At 61.7% G+C, this 21,193-nt stretch carries 17 protein-coding genes; all 17 read left to right on the plus strand.

What is annotated here, in order from left to right:
- Positions 1-45: 45 nt before the first annotated feature.
- Complete coding sequence (locus tag IH881_09830; GenBank protein ID MCH7867984.1) at positions 46-1,701, plus strand: NAD(P)H-hydrate dehydratase; 1,656 nt, start codon at positions 46-48, stop codon at positions 1,699-1,701.
- On the plus strand, positions 1,655-2,233 hold the full coding sequence (gene tsaE / locus IH881_09835) for a tRNA (adenosine(37)-N6)-threonylcarbamoyltransferase complex ATPase subunit type 1 TsaE (protein MCH7867985.1): 579 nt from the start codon (positions 1,655-1,657) through the stop codon (positions 2,231-2,233). Before IH881_09830 ends, tsaE begins: the two co-directional genes overlap by 47 nt.
- A gap of 37 nt (positions 2,234-2,270) precedes the next feature.
- Entirely contained in the window at positions 2,271-3,509 is a 1,239-nt protein-coding gene (locus IH881_09840; GenBank protein ID MCH7867986.1) for an aspartate kinase, read from the plus strand.
- Positions 3,510-3,511: 2 nt separating this feature from the next.
- On the plus strand, positions 3,512-3,943 hold the full coding sequence (locus tag IH881_09845; GenBank protein ID MCH7867987.1) for a helix-hairpin-helix domain-containing protein: 432 nt from the start codon (positions 3,512-3,514) through the stop codon (positions 3,941-3,943).
- On the plus strand, positions 3,940-5,310 hold the full coding sequence (locus IH881_09850) for a YihY family inner membrane protein (protein MCH7867988.1): 1,371 nt from the start codon (positions 3,940-3,942) through the stop codon (positions 5,308-5,310). The genes IH881_09845 and IH881_09850 overlap by 4 nt, the downstream gene beginning before the upstream one ends.
- Complete coding sequence (locus IH881_09855) at positions 5,307-6,485, plus strand: cysteine desulfurase (protein ID MCH7867989.1); 1,179 nt, start codon at positions 5,307-5,309, stop codon at positions 6,483-6,485. Before IH881_09850 ends, IH881_09855 begins: the two co-directional genes overlap by 4 nt.
- A 43-nt stretch (positions 6,486-6,528) precedes the next feature.
- Complete coding sequence (gene mnmA / locus IH881_09860; GenBank protein ID MCH7867990.1) at positions 6,529-7,641, plus strand: tRNA 2-thiouridine(34) synthase MnmA; 1,113 nt, start codon at positions 6,529-6,531, stop codon at positions 7,639-7,641.
- Positions 7,642-7,654: 13 nt separating this feature from the next.
- The gene (gene rnc / locus IH881_09865) at positions 7,655-8,389 is read left to right on the plus strand and encodes a ribonuclease III (protein ID MCH7867991.1); all 735 of its coding nucleotides are present in this window, start codon (positions 7,655-7,657) and stop codon (positions 8,387-8,389) included.
- A gap of 17 nt (positions 8,390-8,406) precedes the next feature.
- A complete protein-coding gene (gene era / locus IH881_09870) occupies positions 8,407-9,291 on the plus strand; it encodes a GTPase Era (GenBank protein ID MCH7867992.1) in 885 nt (294 codons plus the stop codon).
- Between the two features lie 22 nt (positions 9,292-9,313).
- Positions 9,314-10,330: a lipid A deacylase LpxR family protein gene (locus IH881_09875; GenBank protein ID MCH7867993.1), complete on the plus strand. Its 1,017-nt coding sequence runs from the start codon at positions 9,314-9,316 to the stop codon at positions 10,328-10,330.
- Positions 10,331-10,500: 170 nt separating this feature from the next.
- The gene (locus IH881_09880) at positions 10,501-10,965 is read left to right on the plus strand and encodes a MerR family transcriptional regulator (GenBank protein ID MCH7867994.1); all 465 of its coding nucleotides are present in this window, start codon (positions 10,501-10,503) and stop codon (positions 10,963-10,965) included.
- The gene (locus tag IH881_09885) at positions 10,962-14,375 is read left to right on the plus strand and encodes a methylmalonyl-CoA mutase family protein (protein MCH7867995.1); all 3,414 of its coding nucleotides are present in this window, start codon (positions 10,962-10,964) and stop codon (positions 14,373-14,375) included. The genes IH881_09880 and IH881_09885 overlap by 4 nt, the downstream gene beginning before the upstream one ends.
- Before the next feature lie 117 nt (positions 14,376-14,492).
- The gene (gene scpA / locus IH881_09890) at positions 14,493-16,643 is read left to right on the plus strand and encodes a methylmalonyl-CoA mutase (GenBank protein MCH7867996.1); all 2,151 of its coding nucleotides are present in this window, start codon (positions 14,493-14,495) and stop codon (positions 16,641-16,643) included.
- Positions 16,640-17,638, plus strand: coding sequence for a methylmalonyl Co-A mutase-associated GTPase MeaB (gene meaB / locus IH881_09895; GenBank protein ID MCH7867997.1), 999 nt, complete (start codon positions 16,640-16,642; stop codon positions 17,636-17,638). Before scpA ends, meaB begins: the two co-directional genes overlap by 4 nt.
- A 129-nt stretch (positions 17,639-17,767) precedes the next feature.
- The gene (locus IH881_09900) at positions 17,768-18,445 is read left to right on the plus strand and encodes a hypothetical protein (protein ID MCH7867998.1); all 678 of its coding nucleotides are present in this window, start codon (positions 17,768-17,770) and stop codon (positions 18,443-18,445) included.
- Positions 18,446-18,885: 440 nt separating this feature from the next.
- On the plus strand, positions 18,886-20,100 hold the full coding sequence (locus IH881_09905; GenBank protein ID MCH7867999.1) for a bifunctional 3,4-dihydroxy-2-butanone-4-phosphate synthase/GTP cyclohydrolase II: 1,215 nt from the start codon (positions 18,886-18,888) through the stop codon (positions 20,098-20,100).
- 99 nt (positions 20,101-20,199) lie between these two features.
- Complete coding sequence (locus tag IH881_09910) at positions 20,200-21,192, plus strand: MoxR family ATPase (GenBank protein ID MCH7868000.1); 993 nt, start codon at positions 20,200-20,202, stop codon at positions 21,190-21,192.
- Position 21,193 lies beyond the last annotated feature (1 nt).

Genomic DNA, 21,193 nt, shown 5'->3' on the forward strand with positions numbered 1-21,193 from the left:
AATTGGGCCGAACAGAAGCGAAAGGGTGACGCGAAGAGAGGGCCTATGATTTCCAATCGGGCGCTGTCTCTGGTGAGTGCGGCTGAAATGCGCGCGCTGGATCGCCACACCATTTCGACGCTCGGGGTTTCTGGCGAGATCTTGATGGAGACCGCCGGACGCGCGGTCGCGGATCGCGTGCTCGCGATTCTTTCCAAGAACCCAGGTGGCGAGGCCCCGGTCGGGGTGATTTGCGGGGCAGGGAACAACGGAGGCGACGGCTTTGTCGTGGCGCGCCACCTGCATCTGCTCGGAATCGACGTATTCGCGGTCTTGCTTTGCGAAGCGAAGGGATTGCCCGAGGACGCGGCCAACAATCACAGGCGAATGTTGGCGGTTGGGGTTCCGGTGCAAAATGCCGACTGGGTCGTCCCCAGGGGCGGCGTGGTGGTGGACGCTCTCTTTGGAACCGGTCTGTCTCGCCTGCTCGAGGGCTCGGCGAGTGAGACCGTGGGTCGCATCAATCGCGCCCGGAAAAACGGTGCCACGGTCGTGTGCGTCGACTTGCCTTCGGGACTGAACGCCGACACTGGGCAAGTCATGGGGGTTGCGGTGCAGGCCGACGAGACGGTCACGCTGGGTCTGCCCAAGCTTGGACTGTGTCTCGAACCGGGACGTAGCCACGCGGGTCGTATTTACCTTGCGCGTATTGGCATCGCCGACGAGGCCCCGAAGCTGGTGCCCCGCGGCGAACTATGGACGCGAGCGACCTGCGCAGCACGTCTCCCCGCGCGCCCCGCCGAGGGCCACAAGGGCAGCTATGGCCACGTGCTGCTGGTCGCGGGATCCCGGGGCAAGACTGGCGCTGCGCATCTCGCGGCACTCGGCACGGCGAGGGCCGGAGCTGGCCTGGTGACTTTGGCATGTCCAACGGGCATCGGTGAAATTCTGGAGATCAAGACCACAGAGGCGATGACTGTTCCGGTCGCCGACACCGACGACCACAGCTTTGCCGCTGCGGCAATTTCGCGACTCGTTTCCTTGGCGGGCGAACGGGACGTCGTTGCGATGGGTCCGGGTGTGGGTCAAAACAACGAAACCGCAGGTCTGATGCGCGAGCTTGCGAAGCTCGTGGAGCAACCACTCGTAATCGATGCGGACGGCCTGAACGCATTCGCCAGCGAACCGGGGCTCACCTCTATTCTCATCTCCCGGAGCGCCGCAACGGTCCTCACTCCACATCCGGGAGAAGCTGCTCGCCTGCTCGGCATGACCAGTGCAGAGATCAACCGGGATCGCGTGTCTGCGGCACGTCGGCTGGCCGAGTCCACCGGCGCCGTGGTCTTGCTGAAGGGAGCCGGCAGCGTGATTTCGACCCCCGACGGCAGGCTGGCGATCAATCCGACAGGTGGGCCGGAGCTTTCTGCTGGTGGGACGGGAGACGTGTTGACCGGCATGGTGGCGGCGTTCCTGGCCCAGGGTCTGGACGCCTTCGATGCCGCTGCCCTCGCGGCCTGGATTCACGGCGACGCGGGCGACCGCCTGGCCCGGCGCGCCGGACATAGCGGCCTGTTGGCCAGTGAACTCGCGGACGAGATTCCCCAAACGTGCGAGTCCCTGCGCGGCACTTCACCTGAGCTTGTGGAAGCGGTTGGCCGCGAGTCGGAGGCGCGTCGTGACGAGCGAGGATTCTCGTTTCTCCTTCCATTCCCTGGAACCTGAGCAGACCCGCAGCGCTGCCCATGCGCTCGCCCGGATTCTGCCCGATGAGGGATTGGTGCTGAGTCTCTCCGGCGCACTGGGCGTCGGCAAGACGCAGTTCGTCAAGGGGCTCGCAGAGGGGCTCGGGCTGGACCCGAGTTCCGTCACCAGTCCCACCTTCGCCATCGTCAACGAGTACCGCGCCGAGGCAGGGCCCCCGTTGATTCACATGGATTTCTACCGCCTGGAGAGCGAGACGGCGCTCGAGGAGGTAGGGTTCCTCGACCTGCTGGCACTCAGGGCGATTCTCGCCATCGAATGGGGAGACCGCTTTCCCAATGCGTTGCCAGCGGATCGGATGGAGATTGAGCTCGATCGCGAGATCAGCAGCGAGAACGAGGCCCCGCACCCCACGACTACAGGCGAGAAATTCCCGCGCGAGGTTCGCGTCGTCGCGTTGGGACCGGTGAGCCGAAGCGTGCTTCGCTCATGGCGCGACTCGCAGCCGTGGGAAAGCGCGATCGAATCCGCGAAACAGTACAGCCGGGATTAGCCCCGGGGTCGCGAACGCAACAGAGGGAACCGGATCGATGGGACTCATCGTTCAGAAATATGGTGGGACCAGCGTGGCGGATCCGGATCGAATCCGCAGCGTCGCAAAGCGCGTGGTCGCGACCCAACAAGCGGGCAATCAGGTCGTGGTCTGTGTGTCGGCCATGAGTGGTGAGACGAATGAACTCGTCGCGCTGGCCGACCAAGTGGGCGGCGATCGGCCGGACCCGCGCGAATTGGACGCATTGGTCTCGACCGGCGAGCAGAAGACCATCGCCTTGCTCACCATGGCGATCCACCGACTCGGTTTCGAAGCCCGCTCGTTTACCGGGTCCCAGATGGGGATGCTCACCGATTCGGCCCACGGTCGAGCCCGCATACGCGAAATTAATTGCGATAACCTGCGCGCGGTACTCGACGACGGCAACATCGCCGTAATCGCCGGATTCCAGGGCGTGGATTCAGACGGAAACATCACCACCCTTGGACGGGGCGGGTCGGATACCTCCGCGGTGGCGGTTGCGTGCGCGCTCGGGGCCGATGTCTGTGAGATCTACACAGACGTCGACGGCGTGTACACAGCAGACCCGCGGATTGTCGCCAACGCGCGCAAGCTCGACACCGTCTCCTACGAGGAGATGCTCGAAATGGCGAGTCTCGGTACCAAGGTGCTGCAGATTCGTTCGGTGAAATTTGCCACTCGTTACGGGGTGCCGATCCACGTGCGCTCGAGCTTCAAATCCGACGAGGGGACATGGGTTGTGCGCGAGGAGGATGTCATGGAGCGACTGGTGGTTTCGGGTGTAACGCAAAACTTGAACGAGGCGAAGATCCGGGTGAAGGGCGTGAAAGATCATCCCGGTATCGCGGGCAAGTTGTTTACGCCGCTATCTGAGGCCGGGATCGTGATCGACATGATCGTGCAGAATCTCTCGAGCGATGGCACCACGGACATGACGTTTACCGTGCCCCGAGCGGAATACGGCAAGGCGCTCGAAATCGCGAAAGCCGCCTCGCTGGAGATTGGCGCGAGCGACGTCGAGGGTGACGAATCGATTGCCAAGATTTCGATCGTGGGGCTCGGCATGCAGGATCACGCCGGAGTGGCTACGCGCATGTTTACCGTGCTGGCTGATGAAAGCATCAACATTCAGCTGATCAGTACCAGCGAGATCAAGATCTCTGTCGTGATCGAAGAGAAGTACGCCGAACTCGCACTGCGCTCCCTCCACGCGGAGTTTGTTGAGAATGGTGCGGCGGACCCCGTCTCGGAGTAGACATGTCGTTCCCGAAGGCCTTTGCGCGCGCGGGCGCAGCAACGACTGCGCTCTGGCTGGGAGCGGGCTTGTTTCTCTACTCCGGCTTCGGCGGCGACAGCGTTCCCGTGTATGCGCAATGCCCTCAACCGCGAGAGGCAGCCTCTGTAGACGGTTGGACGACCGAAGTGAGCTGTGTACCGGATCCGAGCCTTGAGCAAAACCTGCGCGGTCCCGCGCGTCTTCTGTTCGGGCTCGCCCTCGACTTGAACCACGCCGACCCCAGGGCACTCGAAGTGCTCCCACGCATCGGACCCAGTCGTGCAGCGGCCATCGTTCGGGCGCGGGAAGAGGCTGAGTTTGCCTCTGTCGAAGAACTCGCGAGGGTGCGCGGGATTGGACCCAAGACGATCGAGGGTCTGGCTGGCTGGGTAGAGGTGGGAGGGGCGCGATGAACATCCCGAACCGCATCTCGATTGCACGGGTGAGACGCTTTCTGGTGCACGATCTGTGGCAGATCGACCTGCGCCCGGGTTCGTTCGTCGGTTTTGCGACCCGAGCACTTCAGCTGATGATCATGGTCTGCGAGGGCTTCGTGCGGGATCATCTCCTGCTGCGGGCGAGCGCGCTGACCTACGTGACGGCGCTTTCGTTGATTCCCCTGCTGGCGGTCGCTATCTCGATCGTGAAGTTGTTCGATCCGAACAATACGCTCGCAGTGACGGCGGTCGGGTACATCGCTGCCGGAAGTCCCGACGCGCAGGCGACGATGTTGAAGCTGCTCGGCAGCGCCGACATCGTCGGCCTGGGGAGTTTTGGGGCCGCCGTTCTCTTCATCTCTTCCATTCTTGCGTTGCGCCATCTCGAGAAGACTCTCAACTCGATCTGGGGCGTGCGCAAAGACCGCGGCATCGCGCGGCGCTTTTCCGACTATCTCGCCGTCGTCGTCGTCGCGCCGTTGTTCACGGGAGTCGCCATGTCGCTCGGCGCCACCCTCCAATCCGATCCCGCCGTGGCCTGGCTGCTCGAGGTGCCCGGTTTTGCGCTGTTCTACGAAAAGGGCCTGCGGCATGCACCGGAGTTCTTTCTGTTGGTTGGGTTTTCGTTTATCTATTGGTTCTTTCCCAATACCCGGGTGAATGCAAAGTCGGCAATTTTGGGTGGAGCCCTTGCGGCGGTGCTCTTTTCCGTGGCCCAGCAGACCTTCGTCGGGCTCAGCGTTGGCGCTGCACGGTACAACGCGCTGTACGGCGGCTTTGCGGCCTTGCCTCTACTCCTCTCGTGGCTCTACGTGTGCTGGGCGATCATCTTGCTCGGCGCGGAGTTCAGCTTCGCCCATCAGAACCAAGATCATTATCGGCTGGAAGTACAGAGCGGATCCTTGAATGCCGCGGAGGTCGAAACCCTGGGACTCCAGCTTGCCGTCGAAGTGGCGCGCGGTTTTCGAGACGACACGGCGGCCCCAACCGCGGAAGGACTGGCGAACGGCGTCGGGGCGTCGGTGCGAGCCGTGCGCGAAGTGCTCGGCCTGCTCGAGGCCCAGGGGATCCTGAGCGTTTGCGCCCTCGAGGGAGACGACGAAGGCTACCGACTCGGTCGTCCCGCCGAGCGAATTCTCGTCAGCGATTTGCTCGAGGCGATCCGAGGTTCGCGGGGCGAACTTGACAAAGCACTGCAGACGCCCCTGAATCGGGTCGTTTGTGAGATGATCGGAGATCTAGATCGCGCCACTGCGAGTTATGCGGCATCTCACACCGTGGCGGAAATTCTCGATAAGATCCCGGAGCCACTTCCGCCGGCCACCACACGGAATTCAGCATGAGCGAACGAATCTATTTGGACCACAACGCCACGACGCCCCTGCATCCCAGTGTCGTCGACGCGATGATTCCGATTCTGCGCGACGGTCACGGCAATCCTTCGAGTACCCACGAAGAAGGTGCGACCGCCCGCAGATGGGTCGACCGCGCGCGCGATCAGGTGGCGCAGTGCCTCTGTGTGAGTCCCGCCGAAATCGTGTTCACCGGAGGTGCGACCGAGGCAAACAATACGGTGTTGCTCGGACTCGACGGGGTTCCGGGCAAGATCGTGACCACCGAGGTCGAACACCCTTCGGTGGTGGCTCCGCTCGAGTGGCTCGAGAAAATAGGAGTCGAAGTCTGTCGACTGAAAGTGGGGAGCGATGGGCTGATTGATCTCGCGGCCCTCGACGCCGCACTGGAGACGCCGACCAAGTTGGTTTCGATCATCTGGGCCAATAACGAAACCGGCGTGATCCAGCCGATGGAGCAGATCGCCCAACGGGTCAAAGCCGCTGGAGTCTTGCTGCATGTGGACGCGACCCAGGCTGTCGGTAAAGCACCGGTCGATCTCTCGCGGGTCCCGGCGGATTTTCTCGCCTGTTCGGCGCACAAGTTCAACGGACCCAAGGGCATGGGCTGTCTGGTGGTTCGAGAGGGCGCGGCCTGCACATCGCTGCTTCGGGGTGGCCCCCAGGAGCGTCGCTTTCGCGGGGGCACCGAGAACGTGGCCAGTATTGTGGGGCTCGGAGTTGCCGCCGAACGGGCGCGCGAGGATCTCGAAGCGCGGATCGAGCAGTACGCCGCGCTGCGCGACCGGCTGTGGAAAACGCTGCGGGACAGAGTTCCCGATGTGCGGCGCAACGGCGACCCAGAATCGACGCTCTGCAACACCCTGAATGTGGAATTTGTGGGGGTGGCGGGAGACATCCTGCTTCAGTCCCTGGATCTCGAAGGGGTCGCAGTGTCCGTGGGAGCGGCCTGTCACTCCGGCTCGATCAACCCCTCCCATGTGCTCACGGCGATGGGCCGCACGCCGGAACAGGCCCTGGCTTCTCTGCGTCTAAGCGTGGGACTGGGCATCGACAACGCGCAGGTTGACCGCGCCGCCGAGATCCTGGAGATCCAGGTTGCTAAAGTACGGGCGGCGGGCGATTCGCCCGGAGATCTGGCAAGTTCTCGCCCCGGCCAGCTTTGACACCGTAGCGACACCACAGAACAGCCGGCCTGAGAGTGCCACGATGACAATGACTTCCGACAGCCCTGATCGACCGCAGCGCGAGCGACTCGTCGTCGCCATGTCGGGTGGCGTGGATTCGTCGGTGGCCGCCGCAATGCTCGCGCGAGAGGGCTACGAAGTCATTGGTGTTACGATGCGGTTGTCGGGAGATGCCTCGCGTTGTTGTTCCCTCGAGGATGCCGATGATGCGCGACGGGTGGCCGATACCCTGGGCATTCGCTTCTTCGTCGCCAACTACGCGCGACAATTTCGAAAGGAAGTCATCGAAACATTTGCCGACGAGTATCTCGCCGGACGTACGCCCATCCCGTGCGTCACCTGCAATTCCCGCTTCAAGTTCGAACATCTGATGACGAGGGCCGATGTCTTCGGCTCGACCTCGGTGGCGACGGGGCACTACGCGCGCATTGAACACGATCCCGAAAACGCTCGAGCGCGGTTGTTTCGCGCGAGGGATCGACGCAAAGACCAAAGTTACTTCCTTTTCGAACTCACTCAGGATCAACTGGCCCGGGCGCGGTTTCCGCTCGGCGAGATGAGCAAGGATGAGGTGCGAAAGTTGGCGCGAGAATTGGGCCTTGCTACGGCGGACAAACCCGAGAGCCAGGAAATCTGTTTCGTACCCGACGGGGACTACGCTGCCGTAGTCGAAGCAGTCCGGCCCGAGGCCAAGAAACTCGAGGGCGAGATCGTCGATGCCAAGGGTTCAGTCCTCGCGCGCCATCGCGGCATCCATCGATTCACCGTGGGCCAGCGCCACGGTCTGGGAATCGATCACGCGAACCGACCGCTGTACGTGAACCGCATCGATGCGCAGACGGGTCGAATCATCGTGGGGGATCGTGAAGAACTCGATGCGCTGACGGCCATGATCGATCGCGTGAACTGGATTAGCGGCGAGCCGCCCCGGGAAGCCCTGCGCGCGCGGGTGCAGATTCGCCATCGACACGAGGCGGCGCTGGCCATGTTGTACGTCGAAGCGGACGGCCGTGTTCGGGTGGAGTTCGAGGCACCCGTACAGGCCGTGACCCCGGGGCAAGCGGCGGTCTTCTACGATGCCGAGTTCAATGAAGAAGTCCTGGGCGGCGGCTGGATCGGTGACTCCGCGGCATGAGTGGATGGCAAGCGTGAGCGCAACAGATTCCATTGATGAGGGTGAGCCTGCCTGGCCCGCGGCCAGCGATCTCGAAGCCGTGCTCGATCACAAATTCAGTTCCATCTCGCTGCTCGAGACGGCGCTTCGCCACGCTTCCTATGCCCATGAATCGAACGTGGGCGAGAGCAACGAGCGACTCGAGTTCCTGGGCGACTCGATCCTCGGGTTGGTGGTGGCCCACGCGCTTTACCGCGCCCATCCCGATTGGAGCGAGGGCGACCTTTCGCTGGCGTTGCAGCACGTGGTCGAGCAGCGCTCGCTTGCCAAGTTGGCCCTCGAACTGGGGATCGGGCCGTATCTTCGACTCGGGCGCACCGAAAGGCAATCGGCGGGAGCGACCAAGCCGGGCATCCTGGCGGACGCCGTCGAGGCCATCCTCGGAGCCATGTATCTGGACGGCGGACTCGCCCCGGTCGAGCGCTTGCTGCACCGGGTGTTCGAGAGCGCGCTCAGCAAGGATGCATTCCCGCTTCAGCGCGATGCGAAGACGCGCTTCCAGGAGTGGGTCATGGCTCATACTGGCGCCTTTCCCACCTACGAGTGCACGGGAAACTCCGATATCGACGGCGATGACAATCGCTTTACGGTCCACGTGCTGATCGGGGATGAAAGTTGGGGAGAGGGGACGGCGCGCAGCAAGCGGCGGGCACAGCAAATCGCCGCGACGGTTGCACTCGAACGGGTTGATCGCGAGGCAGCGGATTGACGGCGCGAGACGAGCCAGTGCCCGCTCTGCCATTTCGCGCGGGGTTTGCCGCGATCCTGGGCCCGCCCAACGCCGGCAAGTCGACCTTGATGAATCGCATCCTGGGTGAAAAGCTCGCCATCGTTTCGCGCAAGCCCCAGACCACTCGCAGCCGGATCCTGGGGATTCACACGACTGCCAATGCACAGGTCTTGTTCGTGGATACACCGGGCTTGCACGCAAGCAGCAAACTACTCAACACCGCACTCAACGAAGCCGTGGAAGATGCCGCGCGCAAATGTGACGTCGGGGTGATCTTGGTCGATCTCACCGAGGGATGGCAGGAGATCCATCAGGTGCTACGCGAAAAGCTCGCTGGTTTCGACAAACACATTATCGTGGTCGGCACCAAGTGCGATCTGGCCGGGGCAGAGAAGCAGATCGAAATTCCCCCGGCCTCCGGTGAGCCCGTCGTGATGCTGCGGGCTTCGGGGCTCACGGGCGAAGGTACGGCCGAGGTCGTGGCGGCGATTATCGGGCATCTGCCCGAGTCCCCGCCGCTCTTCGACAAAGACATCCTGACGGATCGACCCGTGCGCTGGCTCGCCGGCGAGTTCGTGCGAGAAGCGGTCTTCGAGTATCTCGGACAAGAACTGCCTTACAGCATGGCGGTGGACGTGGTCAAGTACAAAGAAGATGCGGCCGACCTGGTGATCATTCATGCAAATATTCTGGTGATGCGAGACTCCCAGAAGCGCATTGTGGTGGGGAAGGGCGGCGAAATGGTAAAGCGAATCGGGATTCGTGCCCGCAAGCAGATCGAGGCGATGATCGGGAGCCAGGTCCATTTGAAGCTCTTCGTGAAGGTCGATCCCAAGTGGCTCAAGAGTGCGAAGCGAATTGACGCGCTCGGATACAATTGAGCGGTACGAGCAATCGGGCGCAATGATGCCAGTGACAAACTCGCTGTGGCGCGCGCTGATCGGGGTCCCGCTTTGTTGTTGCGTTGCGAGTGCGCCCCTCGCGGTTGCCTCCGACGATGTATGGCGAATCAATTTCGAAATCGAAAACGACGTGCTCGTGGCCGAGGACCGGCACTACACCAATGGACTGTTTTTGAGTTTGCTGGCGCCCAGGGATTACGTGCCGTCGTGGATTGCGACCGCGGCCCGTCTTCTGCCCCCGTTCACCGACGATCCCTCCGAGGTTCGCTGGGGGGTCGCGCTCGGGCACGAAATGTATACGCCCGAGGATTACTTCAGAAGAACGTTGATCCTCGACGATCGACCCTACGCGGGATGGTTGTTCGCGCGCTTTGAGTTGTATCGCGATCGCAACCGAGACCTGCCCGACAAGATTCCCTACCTCGACAGTTTTCGCGTCAGCCTGGGCGTAGTGGGCCCGGCTGCAATTGCCAAAGAGGCTCAGGCTGGAATTCACGCAGTCTTTTTCTCTCCGAAGTTCGTCGGCTGGGACAACCAACTCAAAAATGAAGTCGGACTGATCTTGCGCCGGGGCCGGCACTGGCGAATCCCGGGCGAGGCCATCGAGGTTGGCCGGGGTCTTTGCGTGGACGCGATCGCGAATCTGACCCTTGACCTCGGGAACGTGAAGACAGCCGCCACCACCGGTGTGATGTTGCGCGGGGGTTGGCGGTTGCCGCAGGACTTTGGTCTCGGACGCTTTTCCCCGGCCGAGGACCCCGACTCGGGCATGCGCCTGTATGCGTTTATCGGCGCGGACATCTCTGCCGTGGTCCGCAACATCTTCCTCGACGGCAATACCTTTCGCGACAGCCACAGCGTGGACAAGCAAGTGATGGTGATTCACGCGCCGATCGGAATCGCATTCGCCCGGGGAGGCTTTCGAACCTCGCTTTCGGTGATCTGGATCTCCCAGGAGTTCCGGGGACAGGATGGCGCCGATCTCTCTGGGCGCTGGTCCCTCGGCTGGGCTTACTGAGGCGGCAACTTTGCCAGCGAAAGCCCCGTAAAAGCGACAATTTATTCTTCACCCTCGAACTCCGCGAAGAGTCTTCTCAAGTAACGAAAGCCAGTTGACGTTAACTGGCAAAGATGGCTTGCGGACTCTATCATTCCGCAGTTTCAGTGCCCGCGTCCGAGGAGTCCAAATTGCCAGGAGCCCCCCAATCCGAGCGTGCGGAGGCAAGCCCGCAGCGCGACCTCGAGACCGCTGTTGAACTTGTCGAGATTGCAGAGGCCTGCCGTTCGACCGGAATGTCTCCGCGCACCGTGCGCTACTACGAAGAGTTGGGGCTGTTGCCGGGTGTTCGTCGCCGGGCCTCGGGTCGCCGGGTCTACGGAAGAGACGAACTCGAGCGCCTGGCCTTCATCGGGCGTCTCAAGAAGCTCGGATTGAGCCTGGCTGAAATCAAAGAGCTCAACGCCGTGTACAGCATTGGCGGCTCGACCCGGGATATGCTGCGACTGCTCGACGGCCACCTCGGCGGACATCTCGAAGAACTCGACTCGCGGATCGCCGAACTCGTTTCCCTGCGCGACGAAATGGTTCAATACAGAGACCATGTCGGTGCAAGGGTTCAGGCAATCGGTGCGAATCCGGGGAAAGGCGAATGAGCAACCCCCGCGAACAGCTCGTTGCGACCCCCGGTCCGTTGCAACCCGTTCGCGTGGTGACGGCGGCTTCGCTGTTCGACGGTCATGATGTTGCGATCAATATCATGCGCCGCATCTTGCAAGCCCAAGGGGCTGAGGTGATCCATCTCGGCCACGATCGATCGGTGCAGGAGATCGTCGACGCGGCCATTCAAGAGGATGCCCACGCGATTGCGGCTTCGTCCTATCAGGGCGGTCACATCGAGTTCTTCAGCTACATGGTCGAAGAACTGCGCGCCCGGGGTGCTCCGGACGTGCTCGTCTACGGGGGGGGCGGCGGGACCATTACCCCCGATGAGATCGAACTGCTCGAGGGCTCGGGCGTCGCGCGAATTTTCAGTCCCGAGCTCGGCCGTGAACTGGGTCTCGAAGGCATGATCTGCACGATAATCGACGAGTGCCGGGAGCAGGCCCGCGAGATTGCGTCGGACGAGGTATCGAAACTCGCGGCAGACGACCCGCGGTCGATCGCGCGAGTCATCAGCCTGGTGGAGTCCACTCATGCACGGGGCGAAACCGAAACCCTCGCATGGGCCTCTCTGCGCGCGCGCCTCACCGCGATGGCGGGCGAGCGCGCGGCGCTGGTTCTGGGACTCACGGGAACCGGCGGCGCGGGAAAGTCGAGCGTGCTCGATGAGATCCTGCGTCGGCTGCGTCGCGATGCTCCGGAAGCGAAGATCGCACTGCTGCTGGTCGATCCCACCCGCCGGCGTTCCGGAGGTGCCTTGTTGGGCGATCGCATCCGGCTCAATGCGCTAGGGGGTCCCAATGTTTTCGTTCGTTCGATGGCCACACGCCAGGCCAACCTCGCGCTGTCGCAATCGGTCGCCGATTCGCTCCGGGTGCTCAAGGCGGCGCGCTTCGATCTGGTGATCCTGGAGACGGCGGGGATCGGGCAAAGCGATTCCGAGGTGGTCGACCTGGTGGATCTCTCCGCATACGTGATGACGCCGGAATACGGCGCACCTTCGCAACTCGAAAAAATCGACATGCTCGAACTGTCGGACTACATCGTGATCAACAAGTCGGACCGTCGGGGTGCGCTCGATGCGCTGCGCGACGTTCGTAAACAGTGGAAGCGCAACAACGTCGCCTTCGAAACGCCGGACGAACAGGTTCCGGTCTTTCCGGCGATCGCACATCAGTGGAACGACCCCGGCGTGGACCGTCTTTACGAAGCGATCCGTCGGGATCTCGTGACCTCGGGTGCCCGGGTCTTCGAGGGCGATGCCCCGGCAGTCCAGACCGCCGATGTAGGTAGCGGCGCGATACTGCCGGCTTCGAGTGAACGCTATCTGGCCGAAATCGCCGAAACCGTGCGCGACTATCGAAAGCAAACCGAAGTGATGGCCGAACGCGCAGCGGTAGCCGAAGGCATTGCGCGGACCCTGCGCGACCTCGATGCTGACGCAACTGCGTCTCCTTTACTCGACGCCGGGGCCCGGGAGGCCCTCGCCGAACGACGCCAGAGCATCCTCGACGGGCTACCGGCCGAGTTGCGAACGGCGCTCACCGGCTGGCCGGCCACCCGCGAGCGCTACACGGCCAGCGAGCAGAACTATCAAGTGCGCGATCGCGAGATCAAGGTGCGGAACTATCACGAAACCCTGTCGGGAACCGCGGTCGCCAAGGTTGCGCTTCCCCGGACCGACGATTGGGGAGCGCTGGCGCGCTATCTGCGGCTGGAAAATCTCCCGGGGAGCTTTCCGTTTACCAGCGGCGTCTTTCCCTTCAAGCGCGAAGGCGAAGACCCCACGCGGATGTTCGCCGGAGAGGGAACACCCGAGCGCACCAATCGTCGCTTTCACTACTTGTGTCGCGGCCAGAGCGCCGCGCGTCTGTCCACCGCCTTTGACAGCGTGACCCTTTACGGCCGCAATCCCGACCGGCGTCCCGACATCTTCGGCAAGGTGGGAAATTCGGGGGTCTCCGTTTGTTCATTGGACGACGCAAAGAAACTCTATTCGGGATTCGATTTGTGCGATCCCGCGACCTCGGTCTCGCTCACCATCAACGGTCCCGCACCGATCATCCTGGCGTTTTTCTTGAATGCGGCAATCGATCAGCAGGTAGAAAAACATTTGATCGAATGCGGAGAACTCGAAGCGGTGCGCGAGCGCCTGGGCGGCGATGGGTTGCCCGAATACGGCGGCGACCTCCCGGACGGTCACGACGGACTCGGGCTCGGGTTGCTCGGTATTTCCGGAGATCGCGCCGTCGACATCGAGACCTACGAGCGCATCAAGGCCAGTACCCTCAGCCGGGTTCGCGGCACCGTACAAGCCGACATTCTCAAAGAGGACCAGGCCCAGAATACCTGCATCTTCTCCATCGGCTTCGCGCTGAAGATGATGGGAGATATCCAGCAGTATTTCGTCGACCACGGTGTGCACAAATTCTACTCGGTTTCGATTTCCGGCTACCACATGGCCGAAGCCGGGGCGAACCCCATTACTCAGCTCGCATTCACCCTCGCCAACGGCTTGACCTTCGTCGAGTACTACCGAGCCCGGGGCATGGAGGTGGATGATTTTGCTGCGAACTTTTCATTTTTCTTCAGCAATGGTCTCGATCTCGAGTACAACGTGATCGGTCGCGTGGCCCGACGCATCTGGGCCATCGCCATGAGGGATCGCTATGGGGCGTCGGCGCGCAGCCAGAAGCTCAAGTACCACATCCAGACGTCGGGCCGTTCACTGCATGCTCAGGAGATGCACTTCAACGATATTCGCACCACCCTCCAGGCGCTGACGGCGCTGCAGGACAACTGCAATAGCCTGCACACCAACGCATTCGACGAAGCCGTCACCACACCCACCGAGGATTCAGTGCGGCGCGCTGTTGCGATTCAGCTGATCATTCAGCGCGAGTTGGGAACTGCGAAGAACGAAAATCCCACCCAAGGTTCCTACCTGATCGAACAACTCACCGATCAAGTCGAAGCCGCGGTGTTGGCGGAGTTCGATCGGCTTTCCGAGCGAGGTGGCGTGTTGGGTGCGATGGAAACGCTCTACCAGCGCAGCAAGATTCAGCAGGAGAGCCTGCACTACGAGTCGTTGAAGCACTCGGGTGAGTTGCCGATCGTCGGGGTCAACACCTTCGAAAACCCCAATCCAGCTGAAGCGGTGGTAGGCACCGTCGATCTGATGCGTTCGAGTGACGCCGAGAAGCAGGCCCAACTCGACAACCTTCACGCGTTCAAGCGGCGCTTTGCCCCGGATTGCGCCGGGGCCCTCGAAGTATTGAAGGACGCGGCCGCAGGAGGTGACAACGTGTTCGAAGCGCTGCTCGAAGCAGTGAAAGTGGCGACGCTCGGGGAAACCAGTGACGCCCTGTTCGAGGTAGGGGGACGCTATCGTCGGGCAATGTAAGTCCCCCGGGGCCGGTCTTCGATCGTCCGAGCGCCGGGCTGCTAGACTCGGCCCCCCTCGATCGGACTGGGCACGACGTGGGGCGAGACAAGGCGCGAACGAAGCATGGAGAGCGACATGGGTTGGGACGGAGCCAAGCGGGCAGACTCGAAAAAGTGGCGGGAACTCGCGGCCAAAGAACTGCGGGACAAGCCGGTGGACGAGCTCGTCTGGCGCAGTGCCGAGGGCATTGAAGTCAAACCTCTCTACACCGCAGAAGACCTCGAAGCTCTCGAGTACGTCGATTCGACCCCGGGCATGGCCCCCTACATCCGCGGTCCCCGGGCGACCATGTACGCCAACCGTCCCTGGACCGTTCGCCAATACGCCGGGTTTTCGACCGCCGAAGAATCCAATGCGTTCTACCGCGCCAATTTGGCCGCGGGGCAGCAGGGGCTTTCTATCGCCTTCGATCTCGCGACCCATCGCGGCTACGACTCCGATCATCCGCGGGTAACGGGTGACGTCGGCAAGGCCGGCGTTGCGATCGATTCCATCGAAGACATGAAGGTGCTCTTCGACGGAATTCCTCTGGCTGACGTCACGGTTTCCATGACCATGAACGGCGCGGTGCTGCCGATCATGGCCTGTTTCATCGCCGCGGGTGAAGAGCAGGGTGTGCCGCGAGAAAAACTCGCCGGCACAATCCAGAACGACATCCTCAAAGAATTCATGGTTCGCAATACCTATATCTATCCCCCCGAGCCGAGCATGCGGATCGTGGCGGACATCATCGAGTTCACCGCGCACAACATGCCCAAGTTCAATTCGATTTCGATCAGCGGCTATCACATGCAGGAAGCCGGAGCGAGCACTGTTCTCGAACTCGCCTTCACGATCGCCGACGGTCTCGATTATGTGCGGGCTGCGCTGTCAAAGGGACTCGACATCGATCAGTTCGCCGGGCGGCTGTCGTTCTTCTGGGCAATCGGCATGAACTTCTATCTCGAGATTGCCAAGCTGCGGGCCGCGCGGTTGTTGTGGGCGGAGGTGATGCAGCAGTTCGAGCCGAAGGACCCGAAATCGTCGATGCTGCGAACCCACTGCCAGACCTCGGGGGCCAGCCTCACCGAACAAGATCCAATGAACAACGTAGTCCGCACCACCATCGAAGCGATGGCCGCGGTCTTTGGGGGTACGCAGTCCCTGCACACCAACGGTTACGACGAAGCCGTGAGCCTGCCGACAGATGCCGCCGCGCGCACCGCGCGCAATACCCAGTTGATCTTGCAGGAAGAGACGGGAATTACCGCAGTCATCGATCCCTGGGGTGGCTCCTACTTCATGGAATCCCTCACCCATACCGTTGCGGAGGAAGCGCGCAAGGTCATTGCGGAGATCGAAGAGCTCGGCGGGATGACCAAGGCGATCATGACCGGAATGCCGAAGCGTCGCATCGAAGAGGTTGCCACGCGACGCCAGGCCCGCGTCGATCGCGGCGACGACACGATCGTCGGCGTAAACAAATACGTGCTGGAAGAAGAACCCGAGATCGATGTGCGAGAAATCGACAACACGGCGGTGCGCAATGCCCAGGTCAAGCGGTTGGAAGAAATTCGCGCGAGTCGCAGCCAGCCCGACGTCGATCGCGAACTCGCTGCACTCAAGAAGCTCGCCGAGACGGGGGAGGGGAACCTGCTCGAACAGGCGATCACGTGTGCAAAGCTGCGCGCCACGGTCGGCGAAATTTCGGAAACCCTGGCCGAAGTCTACACGCGCCATCGAGCGGAAGTGAGCACCATTTCCGGCGTTTACGGCGGTGTGTATCGGGGAGACGAAGACTTCGACGAAGTCTGTCGAGAAGTTGCGGCGTTCTCGAAAGAAGAGGGCCGCCGACCGCGCATGTTGGTGGTCAAGCTCGGCCAGGACGGACACGATCGCGGGATGAAGGTGATCTCGACGGCCTTCGCTGACATGGGATTCGACGTGGACATCGGCCCGTTGTTTCAGACCCCAGACGAAGCGGCGCAGCAGGCGATCGACAACGATGTTCACGTAGTCGGCGTTTCGAGTCAGGCCGCGGGACACAAAACCCTGGTGCCGATGTTGATCGAAGCGCTCAGAAACGCGGGTGCCGAAGAGATCAAGGTGATCGTCGGCGGCGTCATTCCTCCGCGTGATTACGCTTTCTTGCGCGAAGCGGGCGCGGCGGCGATCTTTGGTCCGGGCACGGCGATTCCAAAAGCCGTGCGTGAGGTACTAGGCGTGCTGAGGAATCGCCCGAAATGACCCCCGGGCCCGAGTCCCCGGAAGCCTCCGCTGAGTTTCTCGACGCCATCCGCAAGGGTGAGCGGAGGGCGCTCGCGCGGGCCATCACCCTGCTCGAAAGCTCGCGGGACGATCTGGCCGTGCAGGGCCAGCGAATTCTGGACCAGTTGATTCCCGAGACCGGCAAGGCCATTCGGCTCGGAGTCACGGGCCCCCCAGGGGTGGGCAAGAGTACTTTCATCGAGGCGCTCGGTCTGGAACTGATCAAAAAAGGTCATCGCGTGGCCGTGCTGGCGGTGGATCCGACCAGCCCCGTCAGTGGTGGCAGCATCCTGGGGGACAAGACCCGGATGGAGCTCCTGTCGCGCAATTCCGCGGCGTTCATTCGACCGTCTCCCTCCGGCAGCGCCCTGGGCGGGGTCGCGCAGAGTACCCGCGAAGCCATGCTTCTATGCGAGGCCGCGGGCTACGACGTTGTAATTGTGGAGACGGTTGGAATTGGTCAGTCTCAGGTCGCGGTCGCAGGCATGGTCGACTTCTTCCTGCTCATCCTGATGCCGGGGGGCGGAGACGAACTGCAGGGCATCAAGAAGGGCGTGGTCGAGATCGCAGATTGCCTGCTTGTGAACAAGGCCGATGGACCCACGGCCGAGGTCGCCGAGCGCACTCGACTGGAGTACGCGAGCGCCATGCAGGTGATTCGCTCGCTGAGTTCGAACTGGGAGCCGCCGGTGCTCAAGGCCAGTGCGTTGACCGGGGAAGGCGTGACTGCGCTTTGGGAGACGGTTCTTGCCCATCGCCAAAAGTTTGAGGATAGCGGAGAACTCGATCTGCGACAGCGCCGACAAGCGCGAGAGTGGATGTGGAGTCTGCTCGAGGACGGGCTCAGATCGGCATTTCGCGGCCACCCGAAGGTGGCCAGCGAGATCGCTTCGCTCGAAGCGGCTGTAGAAGCCCGAGAGATGACCCCTGGAGCGGCCGCGAAAGGCCTGCTCGAGCGCTTCCTGAGGGGCTGAGCGCAGTCCGGGCGGGATGTTTTTTACCCCAAGGGCTTCCTCTTCCTACACCTTACAGGCCAATCTGCCGATTGTGGGGAAGGATTCGGGACGGGCCCGACGCTGCCGACTTGTGCGGAGATCCTGAGCATGGTTCAGATCAACATGGCGAATCGCGAGATCAGCGTGAAGGTCGTCTATTACGGTCCCGCGCTCTCGGGCAAAACGTCCAACCTGCTGAAACTCCACGAACTGATGAACCCCGATTCCCGGGGCAAGATGGTCACCCTCGATACCAAGGACGACCGCACGCTCTACTTCGATTTCCTTCCGGTCGAGTTTGTCACGGCGGGTGGCTTTTCGATCAAGACCAAGGTGTTCACGGTTCCCGGACAGGTGATGCACAAGTCGACACGCAAGGTGGTGTTGGCCGGTGCAGATGCAATCGCATTCATCGCGGATTCCCAACGATCCTCCGCCAGTGCCAACGCGTATTCGTGGCGCGACATGGAGGCGAACCTCAAAGCCAACGGGTTCGACTTCGAACGCATTCCAAAAGTAGTTCAGTTCAACAAGCGCGATCTGCCGGACGTCAAACCCCTGCAAGATATTCGCGATGCGTGGCAAGGTATTCCCACGTTTCCCGCGGTCGCCATTCGCGGCGAGGGTGTGATCGAAACCTACCGCGAGCTGATGCGCGTGCTCTACCAAAGCCTCGACGAGAAGCACGACTTCGCAACCAAGTTTGGGCTTTCGGAAGAGGACTTCCTGAAGGGGCTGTTGCGCAACTTTGCCGCGCCCCCAGGAACCGGCAGCGGCACCGCCTGATTGACACCCAGGGCCTGTGCTGATAGCTTCACTTCTTCAATTCACTGCTGAGCTGAGAGCCCGATTCGATTGCGATGAGGGGGCAGCTCGGTTGCGACCGGGTCGCCTCCGAGCGTGAGTCACCCCCAACTGCCGAAAGTGCGGAAACTGCCGAAACTGCGGAAAGTGCCGCGAGTGCCGAAAGCTAGCTAGACTCGTTCTACCTGCTTTCGGGGACCGCCAGAGACCGCCAGACACGGCCCACCATCGCATGCGAGCGCCCATCGGGCGCTTGAAGCTTCAAGAAGACAACCGGGCAGCTACGTCCGCTGCCAGGGATGGGCGCATCACCGATCCAGGCGAGAACCAGCGAGGTCTACTTGTAGATGCCGAAGAACACGAGAACACTTAGCGCCGTCGACGACGAGAGTCTGCGCGGTCATCCCGAGAATCCCGAGTCGATCGTGAGTTCGATCCAGTCGGCGCTCGCCGATATTGCCGCTGGCAAGATGGTGATCCTGGTCGATGACGAAGACCGGGAAAACGAGGGCGATCTGTGCATGGCCGCCGAAGCCGTGACTCCCGAGTCCATCAACTTCATGGCGACCTACGGCCGTGGCCTGATCTGTTTGAGCCTGGAGGATGAGCAACTCGAACGACTGCATCTCGGCATGATGGTCCCCGACTACGAAAACACCGCGACCTATGGCACGGCCTTCACCGTTTCGATCGAAGCGCGCGAAGGTGTTACGACGGGTATCTCGGCTCACGATCGCGCGCGAACCATTCAAGCGGCCATCGCCGAAGACGCGGTGCCCTCGGACATCGTGCGCCCCGGTCACATCTTCCCCCTGCGCTCCCGCGCGGGTGGCGTGCTGCGACGTGTGGGACAAACCGAAGGATCGGTAGATCTGGCTCGCCTGGCGGGCTTGAAGCCGTCGGGCGTGATCTGCGAGATCATGAACGAAGACGGCACCATGGCTCGCATGAGTGATCTCGCAGAGTACGCAAAGCTGCACGATCTCAAGATCGTTACCATCAAAGACTTGATTCAGTATCGCCTGGCAAACGAGAAGCTCGTGCGCCGTGTTGCCACTGCAAACATGCCCACGATCAACGGCGGAGAGTTTCGTTGCATCGCCTACGAAAATGACATCGACAATGTCGACCACGTGGCGTTGGTGAAGGGCGAGATCAATTCCGACGAGCCGGTGCTGGTGCGCGTGCACAGCGAGTGCCTCACTGGGGACGCATTCGGTTCCGCCCGCTGCGACTGCGGGGAACAGCTTCAGGCCGCGTTGAAGATGATCGAGGAGGAAGGCAGCGGAATCCTGCTCTACATGCGACAGGAGGGCCGCGGGATCGGGCTCAAGAACAAGATTCGCGCCTATGCACTGCAGGATGAAGAAGGCCTCGATACGGTGGAGGCGAATCATCGGTTGGGCTTTGCCGCGGACCAGCGAGACTACGGTGTCGGCACCCAGATCCTGGTTGATCTCGGCGTGCGTCGCATGCGCATGATTACAAACAACCCGGTCAAACGTGCCGGCGTTGAGGGCTACGGGCTCAAGATCATCGAACGGGTTCCACTCGAGATCAAACCCAACGAGGCCAATCTCAAGTATCTACAAACCAAGAAAGACAAGCTCGGGCACGTGCTTCATTTGATGAGTTAGCGCGGGCCGAACGGGTCGTCGCCAGGCTCTTCGCCAAGCGCATTGCCAAGCCCTCCGCCAAGCCCTTCGCCAGGTAGGCAACACATAGGAGCGTTTTCCATGTTCGATAGTGTTGATCGCGTCGTCATCGAGCTGGGAAATCAGGGCTATGTGTGCGACCAGCGAATCGCGACTGTCGTTTTCCTCGCCCAGAAATTGGGCAAGCCCGTGCTGATCGAGGGGCCGGCCGGGGTCGGCAAAACCGAACTGGCCAAGGTCGTTGCCACGGCTCTTGACCGCAAACTCATTCGTCTGCAGTGCTACGAAGGCCTCGACGAAGCCAAGTCGCTCTACGAGTGGGAATACTCGAAGCAACTCTTGTATACCCAGTTGCTCAAGGATCATGTCAGCGAGGCGATGGCCGGGGCGAAGAACCTCGCCGAAGCTGCCGATCGCGTCGCCGCCCAGGAGTCGGTGTTCTTCTCCGAACGATTTATCGTGGCGCGTCCGCTGATGCAAGCGATCACCTCGGAAGTTCCGGTGCTGTTGCTGATCGACGAGGTCGACAAGTCCGATCCGGAATTTGAAGCCTTCCTGCTCGAAATTCTCTCCGATTTTCAGGTCACGGTCCCCGAGTTGGGGACGATCAAAGCTGTCCAGATCCCCCTCGTCATGCTGACCTCCAACGATGCCCGAGAATTGAGCGACGCCCTCAAGCGGCGCTGTCTCCACCTCTGGATCGACTATCCCAGCGAAGAACTCGAACTGAGGATCCTCGACCAGAAGGTGCCGGAGATCGACAAGCGTCTGGCGCAAGATCTGGTGAGCTTGATGCACAAGATCCGCAATCTCGACCTCAAGAAGGTTCCCTCCATCAGTGAAACTCTCGATTGGGCGCGTGCGCTGCTCGCGCTGAACGCAAGCGAACTCGACGAGAAGATGGTTACCGACACCCTCAACGTGATCCTCAAGTATGAGGGCGATATCAACAAGACACAAAAAGCGCTCTCGAAGCTGCTCTCGGAAAAGGCGGCCAAGGCTGCCGGAAGTGATGCGCAGACCGTCGAGTCGCCCGCGCCCGCGTCGCCCCAGAAAAAGGGAGTGCTCCACTGAG

The organism is Myxococcales bacterium, assembly GCA_022563535.1.
Classification (GTDB): Bacteria; Myxococcota_A; UBA9160; order UBA9160; family UBA4427; genus DUBZ01.